Annotated in this window: 16 protein-coding genes and 2 pseudogenes; 12 read left to right on the top strand and 6 right to left on the bottom strand. The window is 69.9% G+C overall.

Translation table 11 applies throughout. The annotated features are described in order from the left end of the window. Window positions 1-93: 93 nt before the first annotated feature. Window positions 94-738 carry a MerR family transcriptional regulator gene (locus tag KUM49_RS43770; RefSeq protein WP_217242517.1) on the bottom strand — a complete coding sequence of 215 codons (645 nt, stop codon included), beginning with the start codon at window positions 736-738 and terminating at the stop codon, window positions 94-96. A 132-nt stretch (window positions 739-870) separates the two neighbouring features. Between KUM49_RS43770 and KUM49_RS43765 the strand changes: the two genes are divergently transcribed. The 4 genes from KUM49_RS43765 (at window position 871) to KUM49_RS43750 (ending at window position 4,518) form a co-directional block, all read left to right on the top strand. Continuing rightward, window positions 871-2,379 (top strand): NAD(P)/FAD-dependent oxidoreductase, encoded by a 1,509-nt coding sequence (locus KUM49_RS43765; protein ID WP_217242516.1) that lies wholly within the window; start codon window positions 871-873, stop codon window positions 2,377-2,379. Beyond that, window positions 2,376-3,320 (top strand): alpha/beta fold hydrolase, encoded by a 945-nt coding sequence (locus KUM49_RS43760; RefSeq protein WP_217242515.1) that lies wholly within the window; start codon window positions 2,376-2,378, stop codon window positions 3,318-3,320. The genes KUM49_RS43765 and KUM49_RS43760 overlap by 4 nt, the downstream gene beginning before the upstream one ends. Continuing rightward, window positions 3,317-4,201, top strand: a complete 885-nt coding sequence (locus KUM49_RS43755; RefSeq protein WP_217242514.1) for an SDR family oxidoreductase — start codon at window positions 3,317-3,319, stop codon at window positions 4,199-4,201. Before KUM49_RS43760 ends, KUM49_RS43755 begins: the two co-directional genes overlap by 4 nt. 92 nt (window positions 4,202-4,293) lie before the next feature. Beyond that, window positions 4,294-4,518, top strand: a complete 225-nt coding sequence (locus KUM49_RS43750; protein ID WP_217242513.1) for a hypothetical protein — start codon at window positions 4,294-4,296, stop codon at window positions 4,516-4,518. A 112-nt stretch (window positions 4,519-4,630) separates the two neighbouring features. On the opposite strand, the gene KUM49_RS43745 is transcribed toward KUM49_RS43750, so the two are convergent. Next, entirely contained in the window at window positions 4,631-7,858 is a 3,228-nt protein-coding gene (locus tag KUM49_RS43745; protein WP_217242512.1) for a S41 family peptidase, read from the bottom strand. Between the two features lie 165 nt (window positions 7,859-8,023). On the opposite strand from KUM49_RS43745, the gene KUM49_RS43740 reads away from it, so the two are divergent. Both KUM49_RS43740 and KUM49_RS43735 read left to right on the top strand, forming a co-directional pair. Further along, window positions 8,024-8,623, top strand: coding sequence for a TetR/AcrR family transcriptional regulator (locus KUM49_RS43740; protein WP_217242511.1), 600 nt, complete (start codon window positions 8,024-8,026; stop codon window positions 8,621-8,623). Between the two features lie 99 nt (window positions 8,624-8,722). Beyond that, complete coding sequence (locus tag KUM49_RS43735) at window positions 8,723-10,960, top strand: MMPL family transporter (protein ID WP_217242510.1); 2,238 nt, start codon at window positions 8,723-8,725, stop codon at window positions 10,958-10,960. Window positions 10,961-11,036: 76 nt separating this feature from the next. Here KUM49_RS43735 and KUM49_RS43730 read toward each other — a convergent pair whose 3' ends face one another. Both KUM49_RS43730 and KUM49_RS43725 read right to left on the bottom strand, forming a co-directional pair. Beyond that, window positions 11,037-11,498 carry a MarR family winged helix-turn-helix transcriptional regulator gene (locus KUM49_RS43730; RefSeq protein ID WP_217242509.1) on the bottom strand — a complete coding sequence of 154 codons (462 nt, stop codon included), beginning with the start codon at window positions 11,496-11,498 and terminating at the stop codon, window positions 11,037-11,039. Then, window positions 11,495-12,169 (bottom strand): GNAT family N-acetyltransferase, encoded by a 675-nt coding sequence (locus tag KUM49_RS43725; RefSeq protein WP_217242508.1) that lies wholly within the window; start codon window positions 12,167-12,169, stop codon window positions 11,495-11,497. The genes KUM49_RS43730 and KUM49_RS43725 overlap by 4 nt, the downstream gene beginning before the upstream one ends. Before the next feature lie 48 nt (window positions 12,170-12,217). Here KUM49_RS43725 and KUM49_RS43720 point away from each other — a divergent pair, with 48 nt between their 5' ends. The 4 genes and pseudogenes from KUM49_RS43720 to KUM49_RS43705 all read left to right on the top strand — a co-directional run bounded on the left by KUM49_RS43720 (window position 12,218) and on the right by KUM49_RS43705 (window position 15,072). Further along, complete coding sequence (locus tag KUM49_RS43720) at window positions 12,218-12,862, top strand: ATP-binding protein (protein WP_254402662.1); 645 nt, start codon at window positions 12,218-12,220, stop codon at window positions 12,860-12,862. 69 nt (window positions 12,863-12,931) lie between these two features. Beyond that, entirely contained in the window at window positions 12,932-13,438 is a 507-nt protein-coding gene (locus KUM49_RS43715) for a YbaK/EbsC family protein (RefSeq protein ID WP_217242507.1), read from the top strand. After that, window positions 13,435-13,887: pseudogene (locus KUM49_RS43710) on the top strand (EamA family transporter); the annotation flags it as partial. The gene KUM49_RS43715 and the pseudogene KUM49_RS43710, both read left to right, overlap by 4 nt. A gap of 681 nt (window positions 13,888-14,568) precedes the next feature. Continuing rightward, a complete protein-coding gene (locus KUM49_RS43705) occupies window positions 14,569-15,072 on the top strand; it encodes a hypothetical protein (protein WP_308407006.1) in 504 nt (167 codons plus the stop codon). 63 nt (window positions 15,073-15,135) lie between these two features. Here KUM49_RS43705 and KUM49_RS43700 read toward each other — a convergent pair whose 3' ends face one another. After that, a complete protein-coding gene (locus tag KUM49_RS43700; RefSeq protein WP_254402661.1) occupies window positions 15,136-16,122 on the bottom strand; it encodes a recombinase family protein in 987 nt (328 codons plus the stop codon). Here KUM49_RS43700 and KUM49_RS43695 point away from each other — a divergent pair. Both KUM49_RS43695 and KUM49_RS43690 read left to right on the top strand, forming a co-directional pair. Next, a pseudogene (locus KUM49_RS43695) lies at window positions 16,070-16,626 on the top strand (TetR/AcrR family transcriptional regulator). The gene KUM49_RS43700 and the pseudogene KUM49_RS43695 overlap by 53 nt on opposite strands. A 127-nt stretch (window positions 16,627-16,753) precedes the next feature. Continuing rightward, window positions 16,754-18,817: an AAA family ATPase gene (locus KUM49_RS43690; RefSeq protein WP_217242505.1), complete on the top strand. Its 2,064-nt coding sequence runs from the start codon at window positions 16,754-16,756 to the stop codon at window positions 18,815-18,817. A gap of 15 nt (window positions 18,818-18,832) precedes the next feature. Here KUM49_RS43690 and KUM49_RS43685 read toward each other — a convergent pair whose 3' ends face one another. Further along, window positions 18,833-19,837: a zinc-binding dehydrogenase gene (locus KUM49_RS43685; RefSeq protein ID WP_217242504.1), complete on the bottom strand. Its 1,005-nt coding sequence runs from the start codon at window positions 19,835-19,837 to the stop codon at window positions 18,833-18,835. Between the last annotated feature and the right edge of the window lie 26 nt (window positions 19,838-19,863).

Below are 19,863 nucleotides of genomic sequence, written 5' to 3'. Positions count from 1 at the left end.
CTCCTCATCGGACAACGCAACTTCGACGGCACGAGGACCCCGAGACATGAAAACAGGCTACAGACTTAAGCCCGCGATTTCTGGCGCATCACACTAGTTCCGCTTCCGCATCCGCCGGTCCAGCGCCAGTGACAGTTCCGCCTCCACCACGCTCCGGGCCAGCGGGCGCAGGCGTTGGAGGTCTTCCTCGGGGGCGTGGCGCAGGATCACGTCGGCGAAGAGTTCGGCGAGGGCGTCGGCGTGTTCGCGGACGCGTTTTCCTGCCTGAAGGACCTCCGCCAGGGGGATGCCCTCGCGGACCAGGGCCGAGGAGACGTCCAGGAGGCGGCGGCTGATGTGGACGAGTTCGTCGCCGTCGGTGCCGAGGTAGCCGAGGTCCAGGGCGGCGGCGAGGTTCTCGGGGGTGACCTCGCCCTCGAAGCGGGCGGCGAGTTCCTCGGGGGTGAGGCGGACCGGTTCCTCCTCGGTCGGGGTGTCCATGCCGAGGAGTTCGCCGACGTTGCGGCCGTGCTCGAAGGCCTCCGCCAGTTCCGCGATGCTGCTGAGGGTGTGGCCGCGGTCCAGGAGCGCCGCGATGGTGCGCAGGCGGGCCAGGTGGTGGTCGTCGTACCAGGCGATACGGCCCTCGCGGCGGGGTGGTGCGATCAGTTTGCGTTCGCGGTAGAAGCGCAGGGTGCGCACGGGGATGCCGGCCAGTCGTGCCAGTTCCTCCATGCGGTATTCGCGCTTCTCCGTCACGAGCGCAGCCTATGTCGTACTCCCGGTAACTTTCCTCGGCCCGGCCCCTACCCATCGGTACGGAGCTGCTCTACTCTCCCATTGTGCCAGTGTTCACTGGCAGAGTTCAAGGCGACGCGTGGAGGCTTCGGGATGGCCGAGCACGAACACGAGCATGTACGGGTGGCGGTGATCGGGTCGGGGTTCGGCGGACTCGGCGCCGCCGTGCGGCTGCGGCGCGAGGGCGTCACCGACTTCGTCGTCCTGGAGCGGGCCGGCAGCGTCGGCGGCACCTGGCGGGACAACACCTATCCGGGGTGCGCCTGCGACGTGCCGTCCCACCTGTACTCGTTCTCCTTCGCGCCCAACCCCGAATGGCCGCGCACCTTCTCCGGGCAGCGGCACATCCGCGCCTACCTGGAGCACGTGGCCGACGTCTTCCGGCTGCGCCCGCACATCCGCTTCGACTCCGAGGTCAAGACGATGACCTGGAACGCGGGACGGCTGTGCTGGGACCTCGAGACGGCCGCCGGCTCGCTCTCCGCGGACTTCGTCGTCTCCGCCACCGGCCCGTTGTCCGACCCGAGGATCCCGGACATCCCGGGGCTCGACACCTTCCCCGGCAAGGTCTTCCACTCGGCCCGCTGGGACCACGACCACGACCTGCGCGGCAAGCGGGTCGCCATGGTGGGGACCGGTGCCTCCGCCATCCAGATCGTGCCGGCCGTCCAGCCCCTCGCCGAGAGGCTCACCCTCTTCCAGCGCACCCCGCCCTGGGTGATGCCCCGCGTCGACCGGGCGATCACCGGGGCCGAGCGCCTGCTGCACCGGCGGCTGCCCGTCACCGCGCAGCTCAGGCGCGGACTCCTGTGGGGCATCCGGGAGTTGCAGGTCCAACTGTTCACCAAGCGCCCAGATGAGCTGGGTCTGGTCGAGGCGCTGGCCAAGCGGAACATGGCCCGCTCCATCAAGGACCCAGCCCTGCGCGCCAAACTGACGCCCGACTACCGCATCGGCTGCAAGCGGATCCTGCTGTCCAGCGAGTACTACCCGGCGCTGGCCGAGCCCAATGTGGACGTCGTCGCGAGCGGGCTGAGCGAGGTCCGCGGCTCGACGCTCGTCGCCGCCGACGGCACCGAGGCCGAGGCCGACGTGATCGTGTTCGGCACGGGCTTCCACGTCACCGACATGCCGATCGCCGACCGGGTGGTGGGCGCGGACGGCCGTACGCTCGCCGAGGCCTGGGCGGCGGGTGGCGCCATGGAGGCGCTGCGGGGCGCCTCGGTGCCCGGGTTCCCCAACTGGATGACCGTCATCGGGCCCAACACCGGCCTCGGCAACTCGTCCATGATCCTCATGATCGAGTCGCAGCTGAACTACATGGCCGACCTGGTACGGCAGTTGCGCGTCCTCGGCGGCCGGGTCGCCCTGGACGCCCGCCCCGGTGCCGTGCGGTCCTGGAACCGGCGGGTGCAGGAGCGCATGAAGCGCACGGTGTGGAACACCGGCTGCGAGAGCTGGTACCTGGACGCCAACGGCCGCAACAGCACCATCTGGCCGGGCACCACCGCCGAGTTCCGGCGGGCGACACGGCAGGTGGACCTGAGCGAGTACGAGGTGCTGCGCACGCCGGCCGTGCGGAAGGCCGAGGTCGACGCATGAGCCGCCTCCTCCACGTCTCCTCCGGTCCCTACGCCCCGCCCGTCCCGGCCCGCGTGCTCATCGCCGTCTCCGCCGACGGCGCCCGCCTGCACGTCGAGGTGCACGGGCCCGAGGGCGCGCCGGCCGTCGTCCTCGCCCATGGCTGGACCTGCTCCACGGCCTTCTGGGCGGCGCAGATCCGTCAGTTGGCCACGGACCACCGGGTGATCGCCTACGACCAGCGCGGCCACGGACGCAGCCCGGCGAGCCGTGCCTGCGGTACGGAAGCGCTCGCCGACGACCTCGAAGCCGTACTGGAAGCGGCCCTCGCGCCCGGGGAGAAGGCGGTGATCGCCGGTCACTCCATGGGCGGGATGACGGTGATGGCGGCGGCCGGGAGAGCCGGCTTCCGGGAGCACGCGGCGGCCGTACTGCTGTGCAGTACGGGTGCGTCACGGCTGGTCGCCGAGTCGCTGGTGCTGCCGATCCGGGCGGGCCGGCTGCGGACCTTCCTGACCAAGCGGCTCCTCGGCTCCCGCGCCCCGCTCGGGCCGGTCACGCCGCTCGCCCGGCGGATCCTCAGGTACGGGACGATGGGCGCCGGTGCGGCCCCGCACATGGTCGAGGCGTGCGCCCGGATCGTGCACGCGTGTCCGCGCCAGGTGCGGCACGCCTGGTCGGAGGTGCTCGGCCTGCTCGATCTCGACCACCACGTACGGGAGTTGAGCGTCCCGACGGCCGTCCTGGTCGGCTCGGCCGACCGGCTGACGCCCCCGGTGCAGTCCCGCGCGCTGGTCGCCGCGCTGCCCGTCTGCCTGGGCCTGGCCGAGTTGCCCGGCATCGGCCACATGACGCCGGTCGAGGCACCCGAGCAGGTCACCGGGAAGATCCGGGAGCTCGTCAGCACGTACGTCCACGCCGGTCCCGTCGGTCCCGTCGGTCACGTCAAGGAGGACGCATGAGCAGGGTCGGTCTCGAAGGACAGGTCGCCGTCGTCACCGGAGCCGCGCGGGGCGTGGGGGAGTTGCTGGCCCGCAAGCTGTCCGCGCGCGGGGCGAAGGTGGCGTTGGTCGGGCTGGAGCCGGACCTGCTCAAGCAGGTCGCCGACCGGCTGCACGGCGAGAGCGCCCACTGGTACGCCGACGTCACCGACCACGAGGCGATGGCCCGGGTGGCCGAGGAGGTCAAGGAGCGGTTCGGGAAGGTGGACATCGTCGTCGCCAACGCGGGGGTCGCCACCGGCGGGCCCTTCGTCGACTGCGATCCCGTGGCCTGGCGGCGGGTGATCGAGGTCAACCTGATCGGGTCGGCGATGACCGCGCGGGCCTTCCTGCCGGCGCTGACGGAGAGCCGGGGGTATCTGCTGCAGATCGCCTCCCTCGCCGCGATCACCCCGGCGCCGATGATGACCGCGTACTGCGCGTCCAAGTCCGGTGTGGAGGCGTACGCGCACAGTCTGCGCGCCGAGGTGGGCCACCGGGGCGTGCGGGTGGGTGTCGGGTACCTGTCGTGGACCGACACCGACATGGTGCGGGGTGCGGATCAGGACGACGTGATGCGGGAACTGCGGCAGCGGCTGCCGTGGCCGTCCAACAAGACGTACCCGCTGGGGCCGGCGGTGGACCGGATCGTCGCCGGGATCGAGCGCAGGTCGAGTCACGTCTACGGCCAGTGGTGGCTGCGCGGGATGCAGGGGGTGCGCGGGTATCTGCCCGCGGTCATCGGGACCGTCGGACAGCGGGAGATGCGGCGGTTCTCGACCCGGCTGGAGGGCATGCGGTCGGGGCTCGTCGGCGCAGGTGGGGCCGCTGATGAGGAGGCGCGCGCTACGCACCGTAGTTGATCGAAATGCGCACTGTGTCCGCCCGTGTGAATCTGGTCGAGGCCCCGCCAAAGGGCCCCAACATCCCCCACCCTCTATGGGAGTGAACCCACATGGGTATGAAGGACAAGTTCCAGGACAAGTCGGAGCAGTGGCAGGAGCAGGCCAAGCAGAAGGTGCAGCAGGGCCGGGAGAAGGGCCAGGAGCGTGGCCGGCAGGACCAGGAGCGCGGCCGCCCGGGGCAGGACCCCATGCACCCCATGCGTGAGCGTGACGAGGAGGCCGAGCGTCTCCGCCGCGAAGAAGAGGAGCGCTTCAGCCAGGACTACGACGCCTGACGCTGAACGCTGAACAGAAGGGGTGTCCCGATCGGGGCGCCCCTTCTGTCACGTCCGCTCTCACGTCCGCTCTCCCGTGCGCTCTGTCACGTCCGCTCTCGTCCGCGCTCTGTCATCGCGGCGGGAGTTTCGGCCGTGACCGGTTGGGGACGTTCGAGTAATCCGGCGGAGTGGCCGGGGCGTTGGTCTCCAGGAGGTCCAGGGCCAGTTTCACCGCGTCGTCCAACTGCGCGTGCCTGCCCTCCGCCCAGTCCAGCGGGGTGCGCAGGATCTCCAGGTCGGGGGCGACGCCGTGGTTCTCCACGGCCCAGCCGTACGCGTCGAACCAGGCCGCGTTCATCGGCACGGTGATCACCGTGCCGTCGCCCAGTCGGTGGCGGCCGGTCATGCCGACCACCCCGCCCCAGGTGCGCTGGCCGACCACCGGGCCGAGCCCGAGCAGCTTGAAGGCCGCCGTGATCATGTCGCCGTCCGAGGAGGTCGCCTCGTCGGCGAGGGCGACCACCGGCCCGCGCGGGGCGCTCGAGGCGTACGACACCGGCTGGGCGTCGCGTGTCAGGTCCCAGCCGAGGATCCTGCGGGTCAGCTTCTCCACGACCAGCTCGCTGATGTGGCCGCCCGCGTTACCGCGTACGTCCACGATGAGCGCGGGCCGCGACACTTCCATGCGCAGGTCCCTGTTGAACTGGGCCCAGCCCGAGCCGCCCATGTCGGGGATGTGCAGATAGCCGCAGCGTCCACCGCTCAACTCCCGTACGACGGCCCGGCGTTTGGCCACCCAGTCCTGGTAGCGCAGGGGCCGTTCGTCGAGGAGCGGTACGACCGCCACGCGCCGGGCCCGTCCCTCCCCCTCCGCCGGGGTGAACGTCAGCTCCACCGTCGTACCGCCCGCCCCCGCGAGCAGCGGGTACGGCCCCGTCACCGGATCCACCGGACGGCCGTCCACGTGGGTGAGGACCGCGCCCTCCCGGATGCCGGTGCCTGCCAGCGGTGAGCGCGCCTTGGAGTCCGAGGAGTCGCCGGGCAGGATCCGGCTGACCGTCCAACCGTCGTCCCGCCGGACGAGGTTGGCGCCGAGCAGGCCCTGCCGGCGCTGGTAGTGCGGCGGGCCCTCGTTGCGGCGGGCGGCGGAGACGTAGGCGTGGGAGGTGCCGAGTTCGCCGAGCACCTCGCGCAGCAGGTCCGCGAACTCGTCGGGGGACGCGACCCGTTCGACCAGCGGGCGGTACTGGTCGAGCACCGCGTCCCAGTCGATGCCGCACATGCCGGGCTCCCAGAAGTAGGCCCGGATGAGCCGGCCGGCCTCGTCGTACGCCTGGCGCCACTCGGCGGCCGGATCGGCCTCGTGCAGGATGCGGCGCGCGTCGATCCAGACCGTCGAATCCCCGTCGCCGATCTCGTTGGCCGGCACCGCCCTCAGCTCGCCCTCGTCCACGACGACCAGCCGTGAGCCGTCGCCGCTGACCGCGAACCAGTCCAGGTGCTCGACGAGTTCGGACTTCTTCGCCTTGGTGATGTTGAAGTACTCGAGGGTCGGCCGGCCGCTGGTGTCGTCCGGGTTGGCGAACGTCTCGCCGAGCGCCCCGGAGATCGGCCAGCGCAGCCACACCAGCCCGCCGCCCGCGACCGGGAACAGCGCCGAGTACTTGGAGGCGGTGACCGGGAAGGGCGTCACCCGGCTCTCCAGGCCCTCGACCTCGACGATCACCGTGCCGTCGCCGTCGCCGCCCTCGTCCTCCACCGGGTCCAGGCCCCCCGCGGCCGGCCGGCCCTCCGGGTTCAGCGCGAAGGGGGAGGGGGTGGCGGAGGACAGGGGGACCAGGTACGGGCGGCAGCCCAGCGGGAAGGACAGGTCGCCGGTGTGCACGTCGTAGACGGGATCGAAGCCGCGCCACGACAGGAACGCCAGATAGCGGCCGTCCCTCGTGAACACCGGGTTCTCGTCCTCGAAGCGGCCGTTGGTGACATCGACGATCAGCCGGTCCTTCATCCGCGCCATCTTGATCTGCCGCAGTGACCGACCGATCCCCGGATGCGACCACGTCAGCCAGGCCCCGTCCGGTGAGAAGGCGAGGTCACGCACCGGCCCGTTGACCGAGTGGATGAGTTCCGTCACCTCGCCGGTGGAGTCCTCCGTCGCGTCGATCAGCACCAGCCGTCCGTCGTGCGAGGCGATGGCCAGGCGCTCGCCCTGCGGATCACAGACCAGCTCCAGCACCCGCCCCAGCTCGCCGGACGCCAGGCGCCGGGGTTCACGGTCCCCGGTCGCCCTCGGGAGGTAGGCGATCTCGATCGCGTCCTCACCCTCGGCGTCCGTCACGTACGCGACCTGGCCGCCCGAGCCGAGCATCTCGGGGAGCCGGACCCGTACGCCCGGGGTGTCCGTGATCGTCCGGGCCGGGCCGTCGCGGTGGGTCAGCCAGTACAGGCTGCCGCGGACGACGACCGCGCTCGCGCGGCCCGTCTCGTCGACCGAGATGCCGTCCACGTGCCGGGCGGCCGGGACCTGGTACCGGCGGCGGCCCGCGCGGGGGCCGCCCAGCCGGACGTCGAGCCGGCGGGGCGCCGAGTCCGCGGCGAGGTCGTCGACGATCCACAGGTCGCCCGCGCACTGGTACACCACCCGGGTGCCGTCGCTCGCCGCGTGCCGGGCGTAGAAGGCGTCGTGGTCGGTGTGGCGGCGCAGGCCGGAGCCGTCGTACGCGCACGAGTAGAGGTTGCCGACGCCCTCGTGGTCGGAGAGGAAGGCGATCCGGCCGCCGACGAACAGGGGGGAGTGGAGGTGGCCCTGCAGATCGGGCAGCAGCCGCTCGCCGTGCAGCCACAGCCTCCCCGTCGCCCCGCCCCGGTAGCGCTTCCAGGCGGCCGGTTCGTGGGGCGGGGTGCCGGTGAGGAGCAGGGTTCTGCGCTCGCCGTCGAGGTCGGCGGCCTGGATGTCGGAGACCGGGCCCCAGGGGAGCTTGCGGCCTGGCTCGCCGTCGGGGTGGACCTTGTACGCCCAGGTGAAGTAGGAGAAGGGCTCGCCGTGGGAGGCGACGGCGAGGATGTCCCCCTCGGGGGTCCAGCCGCAGACCTGGGTGTCGGCGGACCCCCAGTGGGTGAGCTGCCGGCCCGGCCCGCCGTCCACCGGCACCAGATGGATCTCGGGGACCAGACTTCGCCAGCTCGTGTACGCGAGATGGCGGCCGTCGGGCGAGAAGCGGGGGTGGCCGATCTTGGTGCGGTCGACGGTGAGCCGCCAGGCGCGGCCCGGGCCGTCGAGGGGGGCCAGCCAGAGGTCGTCCTCGGCCACGAAACACAGCAGTTCGCCGCTCAGATGCGGAAGGCGCAGATAGCTCACCTCCCCATGCTTTTCCCGGGGACGGACCCGGGCAACTTATGGAAAACATGTACGAGTCTGCCGCAGGTGAACCGCGACACGAACGAAACAGTTTCGTTTCGCATGAGAGTGCGCTACATTCGTCACGTACGAAACCGTGTCGTTCGGAGCCGGAAGGTGAGTGTCATGACTGAAGTCGCAACGGTGCGCCGCAGTCGGATCACGCCCGAGCGCGAGGCCGAGCTCTACGCGGCCGTGCTCGACCTGCTCCGGGAAGTCGGCTACGACGCCCTCACCATGGACGCCGTCGCCACCCGTACGCGATCCAGCAAGGCGACCTTGTACCGCCAGTGGGGCGGCAAGCCCGAACTGGTCGTCAAGGCCATGCGGCACAACAAGCCGGGCAGCATCGGCGAGGTCGACACCGGATCCCTACGGGGTGACTTCCAGACCCTCGTGGCACGCGAGGACGACTGCACCATGGAGCGCAACTCCGATCTGATGCGGGCGCTGGCCATGGCCGCGCACTCGAACCCGGATCTGATGCGGGCGCTCAAGGCGCTGCTCGTCGAACCGGAGATGGGTGAGTTCCGCAAGGTCATGCAGCGCGCGGTGGACCGCGGTGAGGTCCGGGCCGACTGTCCGGCGCGCGAGTACGTCGTCCACATGATGGTCGGCGCCTTCGCCACCCGCACGCTGATCGACGAGCTGCCGCCCACGCAGGAATTCCTTCGTTCGTACATCGACGCCGTGGTCCTCCCCGCCCTCGGCGTCTCGGTTCCCTAGCAAGTCCCCACAGCTGGATCCCACCTGACGTAACCGCTCACGTCGTCGGGCTGATGACCCCTGCCCTGAAAACCACGACCTGACCGGGAGTACGCCTTCGTGGCCACGTTCCTCTACAAACTCGGCCGGCTCGCCTTCCGGCGACGGCATTTCGTCGCCCTGATATGGGTCGCCCTGCTGACGCTGGCCGGCGTCGGCGCGGCCAGCGCCCCCTCCGCGGGCGCCACCTCCTTCTCCATCCCCGGCACCGAGGCGCAGAAGGCCTTCGACCTGCTGGAACAGCGTTTCCCCGGCGCCAGCGCCGACGGCGGGACCGGCCGCATCGTCTTCAAGGCGCCCGAGGGCGAGAAGATGACGGACGCCGGCAACAAGGCGACCGTCGCCAAGTCCGTCAAGGAACTGAGCGACGGGTCCGAGGTCGTCTCCGTCACCGACCCGTTCACCACGAACGCCGTGAGCAAGGACGGCACGGTCGCCTACACGTCCGTGAAGTACGACGCCCCCGGCATGGAGCTGAAGGACACGACCCGCGACGCCCTCGAAGCGGCCGCGGACGAGGCCCGGGCCACCGGCCTGACCGTCGACGTCGGAGGTGACGCCCTGCAGGCCGCGGCCGAGCCGGGGGCGATCGGCGAGGTCGTCGGTCTCGCCATCGCCGCGCTCGTCCTCGTCCTCACCCTGGGCTCGCTGGTCGCGGCCGGACTGCCGCTGCTGACGGCCGTCATCGGCGTCGGCATCGGCGTCTCCACCATCACCGCCCTCGCCAACGCGCTCGACCTCGGCGACACCACCTCCACGCTCGCGTTGATGATCGGCCTCGCGGTCGGCATCGACTACGCGCTGTTCATCGTCTCCCGCTACCGGGGTGAGCTGGCCGAGGGCCGTGACCGCGAGGAGGCGGCAGGCCGGGCCACCGGCACCGCCGGCTCCGCGGTCGTCTTCGCGGGTCTCACGGTCGTGATCGCACTGGCGGGTCTCTCCGTCGTCGGCGTCCCGATGCTGACCAAGATGGGCCTCGCGGCGGCCGGCACGGTCGTGGTGGCCGTCCTCATCGCGCTGACCATGATCCCGGCGCTGCTCGGGTACGCGGGCCGGAAGGTCCGGCCGACCGGCGAGAAGCGCAAGCGGCGCGGCGGCGAGAAGTCCGGGGCGCCCGAGAAGTCCGCGGCGCAGGCCAAGCCCGGCATGGGCACCCGCTGGGCGAGCTTCGTCGTCCGCCGTCCGGTCGCCGTGCTGCTGCTCGGCGTGGTCGGGCTGGGCGCGATCGCCGTTCCGGCCACCCAGCTGGAACTGGGCCTGCCCGACGACGGCTCGCAGCCGACCTCCACCACCCAGCGCCGGGCGTACGACCTGCTGTCCGAGGGCTTCGGCCCCGGCTTCAACGGCCCCCTCATGATCGTCGTCGACGCCAAGGACAGCGACGACCCCAAGGCGGCGGCCACCACGGTCACCGACGGGATCAAGGGTCTCAAGGACGTCGTGACGGTGACCCCGGCCGCGTTCAACAAGACCGGCGACACGGCGACGATCACCGTGATCCCGGACTCCAAGCCGTCCTCGGTACAGACCGAGGACCTGGTGCACTCCATCCGCGACCAGGGCACCGACATCACGTCGGACACGGGCGCGAGGGTCCTGGTCACCGGCACCACCGCGATGAACATCGACTTCTCGCAGAAGCTCACCGACGCGCTGATCCCGTACCTGGCCCTGGTGGTCGGCCTCGCCTTCCTGCTCCTGATCGTGATCTTCCGCTCGATCCTGGTCCCGCTGAAGGCGGCCCTCGGCTTCCTGCTCAGCGTGCTCGCCGCACTCGGTGCCGTGGTCGCGGTCTTCCAGTGGGGCTGGCTCGGCGGCCTGATCGGCGTCGAGGAAACCGGCCCGATCATGTCGATGATGCCGATCTTCATGGTGGGTGTGGTCTTCGGTCTCGCGATGGACTACGAGGTCTTCCTCGTGACCCGCATGCGGGAGGCGTACGTCCACGGCGAGTCGCCGAGCCAGGCCATCGTCACCGGCTTCCGGCACAGTGCCCGGGTCGTGGCAGCCGCCGCGGTCATCATGATGGCCGTCTTCGGCGGCTTCATCAGCTCCAGCGAGTCGATGATCAAGATGATCGGCTTCGGCCTCGCGATCGCCGTCTTCTTCGACGCGTTCGTGGTCCGCATGGCGATCGTCCCGGCGGTGCTCGCGCTCCTCGGCAAAAAAGCCTGGTGGCTGCCGAAGTGGCTGGACCGCGCCCTGCCGAACGTGGACGTCGAGGGCGAGAGCCTGCGCACGCCGGACGACGTCAAGGACGCGGATCCGGACGAGGACCGGGAGCTGGTGCGCGTCTGACGCGCAGCGCACCCTCTGTTTGACCAGCCGGTGAGGGCTCCGTGGGGACGGGGCGTCCTCACCGGCTTTCCTCGTCTCAGCCCAGCGGGGTGTCGAGGAGCTGCGTCAGGGTGCGCCTGAAGTCGTCGGTCCGCCGGTCGTCCAGCCCGCCGAGCGGGGTGAGCAACTGGTCGAGCAGCACCTGTACGGCGTCGATGGCGGGCCGCACGGCTTTACGGCCCTCGTCGGTCAGCGCCAGGCGCACGACCCGGGTGTCCTCGGCATCCCGGGTGCGCCGGACCAGCCCGCCCGCCTCCAGCGACCGGGCCAGCTTCGACACGTACAGCGCCTCGAGCCCCGTGTACTCGGCGAGCTCCCGCTGACTCGGCTGCCGGCCCGACCGCTCCATCCCGCTCAGGGAGGCCAGCAGGACGTACTGGGCATGCGTCAGGTTCAAGGGCGCGAGGGCCTGGTCGACCGCGGTACGCCACTTGTTGGCCAGGCGCCAGACGAGGTAGCCGGGGGTGGGGGAGGGGGGCTTCGGTGCGTCGTCACTCACGACGAATACGGTACATGGCTACTGTCTGCCGGCTTCTGTCCCCCGGCTTCTGACGTGCGCCCGAGATAGGTCACGCCCGGATCGGCGTCCGGCACCTCGATCTCGTGGAAGCCGAGGCGGTCGTAGAAGGCCCGGGCGGGGGTGTTGGCGGTGAGCATGGACAGATGCACGGCCGGTACGGCCTTCTCCCGCAGGGCGTCGAGAAAGGTCCGCATCAGGGCCCGCCCGTAGCCGCGCCCCTGCCAGCCGGGGAGCAGGTCGATGTGGAGGTGGGCAGGATAGGCGGCGACTTCCGGGACGAGCATGCGCTCGGGGTGGTGCAGCAGGGGGATGATCTCGTCGTCGGGAGTACGGGGCGGGGCTTTCGGCTCGGGGTACCGATCGGCCACCAGCGGCAGCCACTTCGCCCGGAAGTCCTCGACGAAGCGGGGCGTGTCCGCGGTGCCGAGGACGTATCCGACGGCTTGTCCCTGTCCGTCGTCCAGGACGAAGGCCAGGTCCGGCTCCAGGTGGACGTACGGTGCCGCGAAGATCGCCGGGAAGATACCGGGGTCGGCGTAGTGGGGGCGGCTGTCCTGGCCGACGTGTGCGGTGCGGACGCAGATGTCGTCGAGGGCGGGGCGGTCGGTGGGGCGGTAAGGGCGTATCTCGGGTGCGGGTGCCGAAGTCATCGTCGTAATCTGCTGGTTGGGGAGCGCTCCCGCAACCGCCTCCGGCGCATGAGCCGTTCGAGCAACGCGCCCTCCCTTCCCTCCGCCGACAGGCTGTCCCGAGTGGGCTCGGGGCATCAGCCGCGCCCGTCCATCACCGTACGGAAGGCCTCCGACATGCAGCGTTACGTTCTCACCGGCACCCCCGGCGCCGGCAAGACCTCGATCCTGCGGGGCCTGGCCGAGCTCGGCTACGCGGTCGTGGAGGAGGCGGCGACCGCGGTCATCGCGCGGGCGCAGGCTCTGGGGGAGGCGGAGCCGTGGACGCGGGCGGACTTTGTCGACGAGGTCGTCGAGCTGCAGAGGGAACGGCAGTTGGACGGGCCCGTCACGGGAACCGTCCAGGTCTTCGACCGGTCACCGGTCTGCACGCACGCGCTGGCCACCTACCTGGGGAGGCCGGTGTCCCGGGCGTTGACCGCGGAGATCGAGCGAATCACCACCGGCGGGATCTATGAGCGGCAGGTGCTCTTCGTCCGCCCTCTGGGCTTCTGCGAGCCGACCAGTGCCCGGCGGATCAGCTTCCAGGAGTCTCTTGTCTTCGAGGAGTTCCACGAACAGACCTACCGCGCGTTCGGCTACGAGCTCATCGACATCCCCGCAGGCGATCTGGCCGACCGGGTGGCAGCGGTCCGCTCGGTGATCTCAGGGTAGGCGCAGGCGTGGGGGACGACGCCGTATCCCGGTCGCATGCCCCGTACACCCACCACTAGCGTGCCGGGTATGACGACGACCGACACTGACGGCTCCGCAGCCCACCCCCGTTTCGCCGCGGCCCTGCGCGAACTCGGCCTCGACGACCTGCACCTGCGCATCCGGCGTTTCCCGGACGCCACGCGGACCGCCGCCGAGGCCGCGGCGGCGCTCGGGTGCGAGTTGAGCGAGATCTGCAAGTCGTTGATCTTCGCGGCGGACGGCGTGCCGGTGCTGGTGCTGATGGACGGTTCCTCCCGGGTCGATCTCGACCTGGTCCGGGAGGCGCTCGGCGCCGAGAAGGTCACCCGCGCCAAGGCCGACGTCGTACGGGAGGCGACGGGATACGCGATCGGGGGCGTGCCGCCCTTCGGGCACCGCACCCGGACGCGGGTCCTCGCCGACCGTTCCCTCCTCGACCACGACACCGTGTGGGCCGCGGCCGGCACCCCGTACACCGTCTTCCCCATGCGGCCCGAGGACCTTGTCGCCCACGCCGGCGCCGCCCTGGTGGACGTGCGCGAGCACACCGCATGACCCCGCTGGTGACCGCGGCCGTGCTGCTGGCCGCGGTCACCCACGCGAGCTGGAACGCCATCGCGCACCAGATCACCGACAAGCTCGTCGGGTTCACGCTGATCGCGGGCGGCGGGTCACTGATCGGGCTGGCCATGATGCCCTTCGTGCCCGTCCCGGCTGCGGGGGCGTGGCCGTACCTGATCGCCTCGGCGGTCATCCACCTCGCCTACTACGTCCTGCTGATGAAGTCCTTCCGACTGGGCGACTTCGGGCAGGCGTACCCGATCGCGCGCGGCACCGCGCCGCTGGTGGTCACCCTGCTCGCCGCCGTCTTCGCCCACGAGGTGCCGGACGGGTGGGCGGCGGCGGGCATCGCCCTGTCCTGCGCGGGGCTGACCGGCGTCGCCCTGTGGGGCCTGCGCGGCCGTCGGCCCAACTGGGCCGCGATCAACGCGGCGCTGGCGACCGCATTTCGGGCGCCGCGCTTGCGGTTTCCAGCTTTGCCACCCCGGCGGCGGCCTACGGCCCTAGGAGCGGAACCGGTACCGGCGATACCGTGGTTGAGGCCAGCGACGGCCTCATAACTGGGCAGCCCGTCATCCACAAGAGGGGTGACGGCGTCAACCCGCCAGCGGAGCTGGGTAATCCCTCCGAATGGGGCGTGGTAAAGCTAGAAGTCAAAGTTTCGGCCACTCAGGCGAGAGGGAATACCTGCCAGAATGTGACTCATGGCAAGTGGTGCTATGGGTACGAGCTGGTGTCGGCTGGAAAGAGATGCTATTCGAACTACATCGCGGATGTGACGCACAGGTCAACGGTCAGGGTCCAGAATGTCGACCATGGAAGTGGCTGGGTGGCGAAGGGGCAGACTTCCTACGCCAACTCAACACAAGGTGCGGCATGGACCTGCTATGCGTATTACGATAATGCATAAATGTATCCGCCGTGATGAGGGTTGACCTCCCTCGGGTGGGCATTACTCCGGGCGCACGCAGGTCCGGAGTAATTCCGCATTAGGGCCGGAAGGGGAGAGAGTGAATTTTTGGGGTGTCCGGGCCGCGTCGTTTGCGGTGCCACTCGGGCTTGGCTTGTTGCTTGGCCTGATAGGGCCTGTCGTTGAGCATTGGGGCGGCCGTCCAGGTGCGGCCGTGGGTGCCGTTTTCACCGGTGGGTGGCCGTGGGCCTGTTACGCGTTTCTGGTGGGTTATTTCCGTCTGTCTAAAATCGAATCGGTTGTTCTCGCGCCTCTGGGGCTGGCTATCGGTGTCGTGACCTACTACCTGACTAAGGGAAGCCTGGCCTCCCTGGGTGGACTGGATTCCTCAGGTGCGGGATCATCCGGAATTGTCCTCTGGGGTGTGCTGGCATTCCTCTTCGGAGCACCCCTTGGGCTCCTGGGGAACCTCGCGCAGGTGCCGGGCATCGGCGGCCTTTTCTTCCGGCTGCTTATTCCCCTGGTGGCTTTTTATGAGACTTCCATGCGTCTGGAGACGGAGTCGCGCGGGCCGAGTCAGGTTGTTCTGGGCACCTGGACCGGCGTTCGGTTCACGGCTGTTGCCGTTGCGGTCGCTCTGGTGGCCCACACTGTCTGGGGTTGGTGGAGGTCTCGCCGTATTCGTTCCGCCGGGGTGGGCGTTGGCTACCGCGGATGAAGCGACTCGGTTCACGGTGAAGGGCGGACTCGCAGGAGGAGCGATATTGGTCGACTGGCTGCTTTAGTCCAGCGGGTTTGGCTTGATGTCCACCCGGTCGGTGTCGAACCCCCTGCCCTTCCTCGTCGGCGGGCGGACGACCACGGCGGCGAACAGGAAGCGGTAGATCGCGTTCATGCGTGCGTAGTCCTCCGCCCTCTCCAGCCTCTCCCAGTTGGCTTCGGCCTCTGGTCCGGCGATCCCCTCCAGGACGGCGACAGGTCGTTTGACGGTCTTCCGCTGTCGCTCCTTCATACGCTTGAGGATGGGGGCACGCATGGATTGGAAGTCGGCAGTCGTAAAGTCGTCATCGTTGAGCCAAAGCTGTTTCAGCTCTTCCAGCTTCGCCCGGTCCTTCTCGTCCGCGAGAACGTCAGCCTCGGGACGCGTGGTCGTAGCGGGTTCGTAGCCCGAGGTGTCCAGCTTGGTCAGAACCTTGATCGCCACATCTCGCGCGAAGGCTTCCATGGGCACTGCGGACACGGATCGATCGCACCTCTGCTGATCGACGTCGTCGGCCCGCATGCACCGGTAGTAGGCGTACCGGATGCTGTTCGTGCCGGCCATGCGGGCCCCGCACGCGCACGTCACCACTCCGCGCAGCACGTAGTACCGGGTCGGTCGCTTCTGCTTGTCCTTTGCCTGAGTAGCCCGGTACTCCCTGAACCGCTGAACCTCGTCCCACTGGCCCCGGTCGATGATGGCGGGCCACGTCCCGGTACCCACCTCCTCGCCCTGGTGGATCCGAACACCCGCCACGAAGTTGGACGAGAGCAGATGCCGGACGTTCTCCGGTTGCCACGTCTTGCCCTTGGACGTCGGCACTCCCCGCGTGGTCAGGTCCTGGGCAATGCCCAAGGGTGACTCACCGTCTAGATGCCGGCGGAAGACCTCGCGGACGATCTCCGCTTCTTCTTCGATGATCGCCTGACCGTTGCTGGTGTAGCCGTACGGACGGTTGCCCACATGCGGCTTTCCCTCGCGGGCCTTGTCCTTCAGCGCGTCTTTCAACCGCCGTGAACTGTCGTCGGATGAGCGGCACGCGTGGGCCACTTCGATGCGGAGGATGAACCGGTCGTCGGTTCCAGGAACGCTTTACCGCAACTTCCCCAGCAGGGAAGTCCTCATCGAGGCCGCCTACCCCAACGAGCTGGCCAAACTCTGCGACGCCGCACCCGAGCTCTTGGCCACCCTCCCGCCGCGGGACGCGCTGCGTGAGTGGATGGGCCGCTTCATCGACTATGCGACCGCGAAGCTGGGCATGGCCGACGCCCTGCGTTCCTTGGTCGCGACGGGGGTCAACCCCTACGCCCAGAGTCACGAGTTGATTCTCACCGCGCTGACCTCCCTTCTCGACGCCGGGGTCGAAGCCGGTACCGTTCGCGACGACATCAGAGCGACCGACATGTTCGCGGCCTCACCGGCATCGCACTGGCCTCGGGCCGGCCCGAGCAGCGGGAGCAGGCCGAGCGTCTCCTCGACCTCACACTCGACGGTCTCCGTGCCGGTGACTGAGTGCTCGAGGGTGCCGGCATTCGGCTGGACAGGACGCCCCGATTCGCTCCACTCGCCGGGAGCACGGGATGTCCGACACGACGCAGTGACCGAGGCGGCAGGGCCCGCCGGGTATGAAAGGCATGGCATGGAAGCGCCACCACGCGGCAGGATCGCCGACCGGATCAGCGCGGCGAACGAGCAAGTGTTCGTCGGCAGGGAGACCGAACTGCTTCTCCTGCGTGAGGCCCTCGCGGGAGGCCCTGACGCGCCTTCCGTGCTGTGGGTGCACGGCCCTGGAGGCATCGGCAAGTCCGCGCTCATCCGGCAGTACGCCAAGGAGGCCGCCGCTGACCGGACGGTCGTCCACATCGACGGACGGGTGGTGCCGGCCGCACCTCAGGCGTTTGAGACGGCCGCCGAGACAGCCGTGCGAGCCCCACGAGCGCTGCTGCTGATCGACACCTTCGAGTACTGCCAGAGTCTGGAAGGCTGGCTGCGTGACGAGTTTCTGCCGGGGCTGCCCGCCGACACCTTGGTCGTCGTCGCCGGCCGCCACGCGCCGGACGTGAGGTGGTCGGCGGACCCGGGGTGGGCGGACGTACTCAAGGTGATCGCTCTCGGCGACCTCGGCGCGGACGAGGCGGCGACCTTCCTGGAGAAGCGGGGGGTCGATCCGGCCCGGCGCGACGCGCTGCTCGCGTTCGCCTGTGGCCATCCACTCGCCCTGGTCCTGGCCGTCCACGCGTCCGCCGGGCACGATCTGCCCGCCTCCCGGCCGTGGGAGCCCACCGCGGAGATCGTCGCTCCGCTGCTGCGCAACATCCTGGGAGAACTGCCCGGCCCCCGGCACCGGCTGGCTCTCGAAGTCTGCGCGCAGGCGCACTTGACCACCGAGACACTCCTGCGCGCCATGGTCGGTGACGACGCGCCGGAACTCTTCGCGTGGATGCGCGAACAGCCTTACATCGACCGCTGCACCGAGGGTGTCTTCCCGCACGATGCCGTCCGGGAGGCACTCGCGGCAGACCTGAAGTGGCGCGACCCCGAGCGGTTCGACCAGTTGTACCGGCGACTGCACCGTCACCTGGTGGAGCGGATCGGCTCTGCCTCGCGCGGCAGACTGCTCCCGTACGTGGGTTCCTTGCAGTTCCTCTACCGGGGAGCGGGCCATATGGCACAGAGCCATGCGTGGTACACCCCGGGACTGGTGGAAGACCATCCCTACGACCCCGCGGACGAAGCCGACGTCCTGGCGCTCGCCGAGCGGGGAGAAGGTGCCGATACGACCGGTCCGCTCCGCTACTGGCTCGAGAACCGGCCGCAGGACTTCCGGGTGCAGCGGCTGCGCGGTACGTCACCCGCCACCGCCTTCTCGGCCTGGTTGCGTCCGGAGCCCTCCCAGGGACGCGAGCACGATCCGGTCGCCGAGGCCGCCTGGGAGCACGTGGACGTTCACGGCCCTCTCGCGCCCGGCGAGCACATCGTGGTCGGCCGCTTCCACGTGTACCCGCGCCAGTACCAACGGCCTTCCCCAGTGATGGACCTGATGCTCTGGCGCATGCTGGGCGAACTCCTGCGCGACACCGACCTCGCCTGGTCGTTCATCGTGTTGCGGGACGACGGCTTCTGGGACGCGCACATGAACTTTTGCGACATGGCGCCACTGGACCGGCTCGTCATGGTCGGCGGACACCCCTACCGGCTCTTCGCCCACGACTGGCGCGACATGTCCCCCAGGGACTGGCTGGCCGAGAAGCAGCGGACGCTGCTGACCGACACGGACGACGACGGTGACTTCACCGTCACCACCCTCACGGACCGGCCGTCGGCTCCGGTGCCGTCAGCACACGCGATGTCCAAGCCGGAGTTCACCGTCGCGGTCCGTTCGGCCCTACGTGATCTACGGCGACCGCAAGCGCTTGAAGCCAACCCGCTACGCCACAGTCGGCTCATCGTCGACCATGGCATGACCTTGCGGGAAGTACTGTCCAACGCCGTCGCGGGCCTTGTGACCGCGCGTGGCGGCGACAAGGCACACCAGGTCGCCACCCTCGCCTTCCTAGAGGGCGCACCCACCCAGGAGGCGGCGGCGCGGCGACTGCAGATGCCGTACAGCACCTACCGCCGGCACCTGACGACCGCGATCTCGCGCATTGAGGAGAGGCTGTGGCAGCACGAACAGACGGGTCTGCCCCTGCTCCCACCCTGACGCGTTGAGCAGGGGTCACGGACGGTCGTCGGCCTGGGGCCGCAGAACCACCTTGCCCATGGTGCCCCGTGTCTCCAGCGCCGAGTGCGCCTGTGCGGCGAGGGCAAGGGGGAAGGAGCGTACGACGGGACGGAACAGGCCTTGTGCCGCCCGGGCGAGCGCGGCCTCCTCCAGTCGGCGGATGCCACCGGGCAGTGCGAAGAGGGAAGGCCCCACCACCAGTTGTGACGTGATGCCGTACTTCTCCAGCTCCGCCTCGGTGAACGTGGTGAAGTGCCCCTCGTCGGACGCCCAGCCGTAGTACAGGTGCCTGCCCCCTGCACCGAGTGACTCCGCGGCGCCCCGACCGAGACGGCCGCCCACTCCGTCGAAGACGACAGTCGACGCTCCGCCCCGGAGAGTCTCACCGAGGTGTCGTTCCCAGTCGGCCAGCGTGTAGTCCACGGCTTGGTCGGCGCCCTGCTCCAGCACCGCTTCGGTCTTGTGCCTGCCGCCGGCCAGGCCGATCACCCTGGCGCCCGCCTGCCGTGCCGCCTGGACGAGCAGGGTCCCCATCCCGCCGGCCGCGGCGGTCACCACCACGACGTCCTCGGCCGACAGCGCCGCCTGCTCGAGCACGCCGACCGCGGTGCGGCCCGTCCCGATCATGGCGACCGCGGTGGCGTCGTCGACGCCTTCCGGGACGCGGTGCAGGGCGTCGGCCGCCGCCACGGCGTGGGTCGCGTAGCCGCCGTTGCGTTCGTGCCCGAGGTAGGCCACCACCCGGGCGCCGAGCCAGCTCGCGTCGACCCCGGCGCCGACGGTGTCCACCACGCCCGCGGCCTCGCGGCCCGGTGTCATCGGGAGGTAGGGCAGCGCCATCCCCATCTCTCTCCCCGCGCGGAGCACGGTGTCCATGAGGTGGACGCCTGCCGCCGTCACAGTCAGACCGACCTCGCCGGGACCGGGCGAGGGGGTGTCGACCTCTTGATAGACGAGCGTCTCCGGCGGGCCGAAGACGTGCTGCCTCACTGCGTACATGGTGTTCCCTTCAGGATGTCCTACCT

The sequence above is a fragment of the Streptomyces sp. AC555_RSS877 genome, assembly GCF_019049245.1.
Classification (GTDB): Bacteria; Actinomycetota; Actinomycetes; order Streptomycetales; family Streptomycetaceae; genus Streptomyces.
This window is presented reverse-complemented; position numbering and strand designations above follow the sequence as displayed.

What these genes read in the sequence shown, in the direction of transcription:
- KUM49_RS43765 (WP_217242516.1), top strand. Translation starts at nt 871, where the DNA reads ATGGCCGAGCACGAACACGAGCATGTACGGGTGGCGGTGATCGGGTCG.
- KUM49_RS43760 (WP_217242515.1), top strand. Translation starts at nt 2,376, where the DNA reads ATGAGCCGCCTCCTCCACGTCTCCTCCGGTCCCTACGCCCCGCCCGTC.
- KUM49_RS43755 (WP_217242514.1), top strand. Translation starts at nt 3,317, where the DNA reads ATGAGCAGGGTCGGTCTCGAAGGACAGGTCGCCGTCGTCACCGGAGCC.
- KUM49_RS43750 (WP_217242513.1), top strand. Translation starts at nt 4,294, where the DNA reads ATGGGTATGAAGGACAAGTTCCAGGACAAGTCGGAGCAGTGGCAGGAG.
- KUM49_RS43740 (WP_217242511.1), top strand. Translation starts at nt 8,024, where the DNA reads ATGACTGAAGTCGCAACGGTGCGCCGCAGTCGGATCACGCCCGAGCGC.
- KUM49_RS43725 (WP_217242508.1), bottom strand. Translation starts at nt 12,169, where the DNA reads ATGACTTCGGCACCCGCACCCGAGATACGCCCTTACCGCCCCACCGAC.
- KUM49_RS43720 (WP_254402662.1), top strand. Translation starts at nt 12,218, where the DNA reads ATGAGCCGTTCGAGCAACGCGCCCTCCCTTCCCTCCGCCGACAGGCTG.
- KUM49_RS43715 (WP_217242507.1), top strand. Translation starts at nt 12,932, where the DNA reads ATGACGACGACCGACACTGACGGCTCCGCAGCCCACCCCCGTTTCGCC.
- KUM49_RS43690 (WP_217242505.1), top strand. Translation starts at nt 16,754, where the DNA reads ATGGAAGCGCCACCACGCGGCAGGATCGCCGACCGGATCAGCGCGGCG.
- KUM49_RS43685 (WP_217242504.1), bottom strand. Translation starts at nt 19,837, where the DNA reads ATGTACGCAGTGAGGCAGCACGTCTTCGGCCCGCCGGAGACGCTCGTC.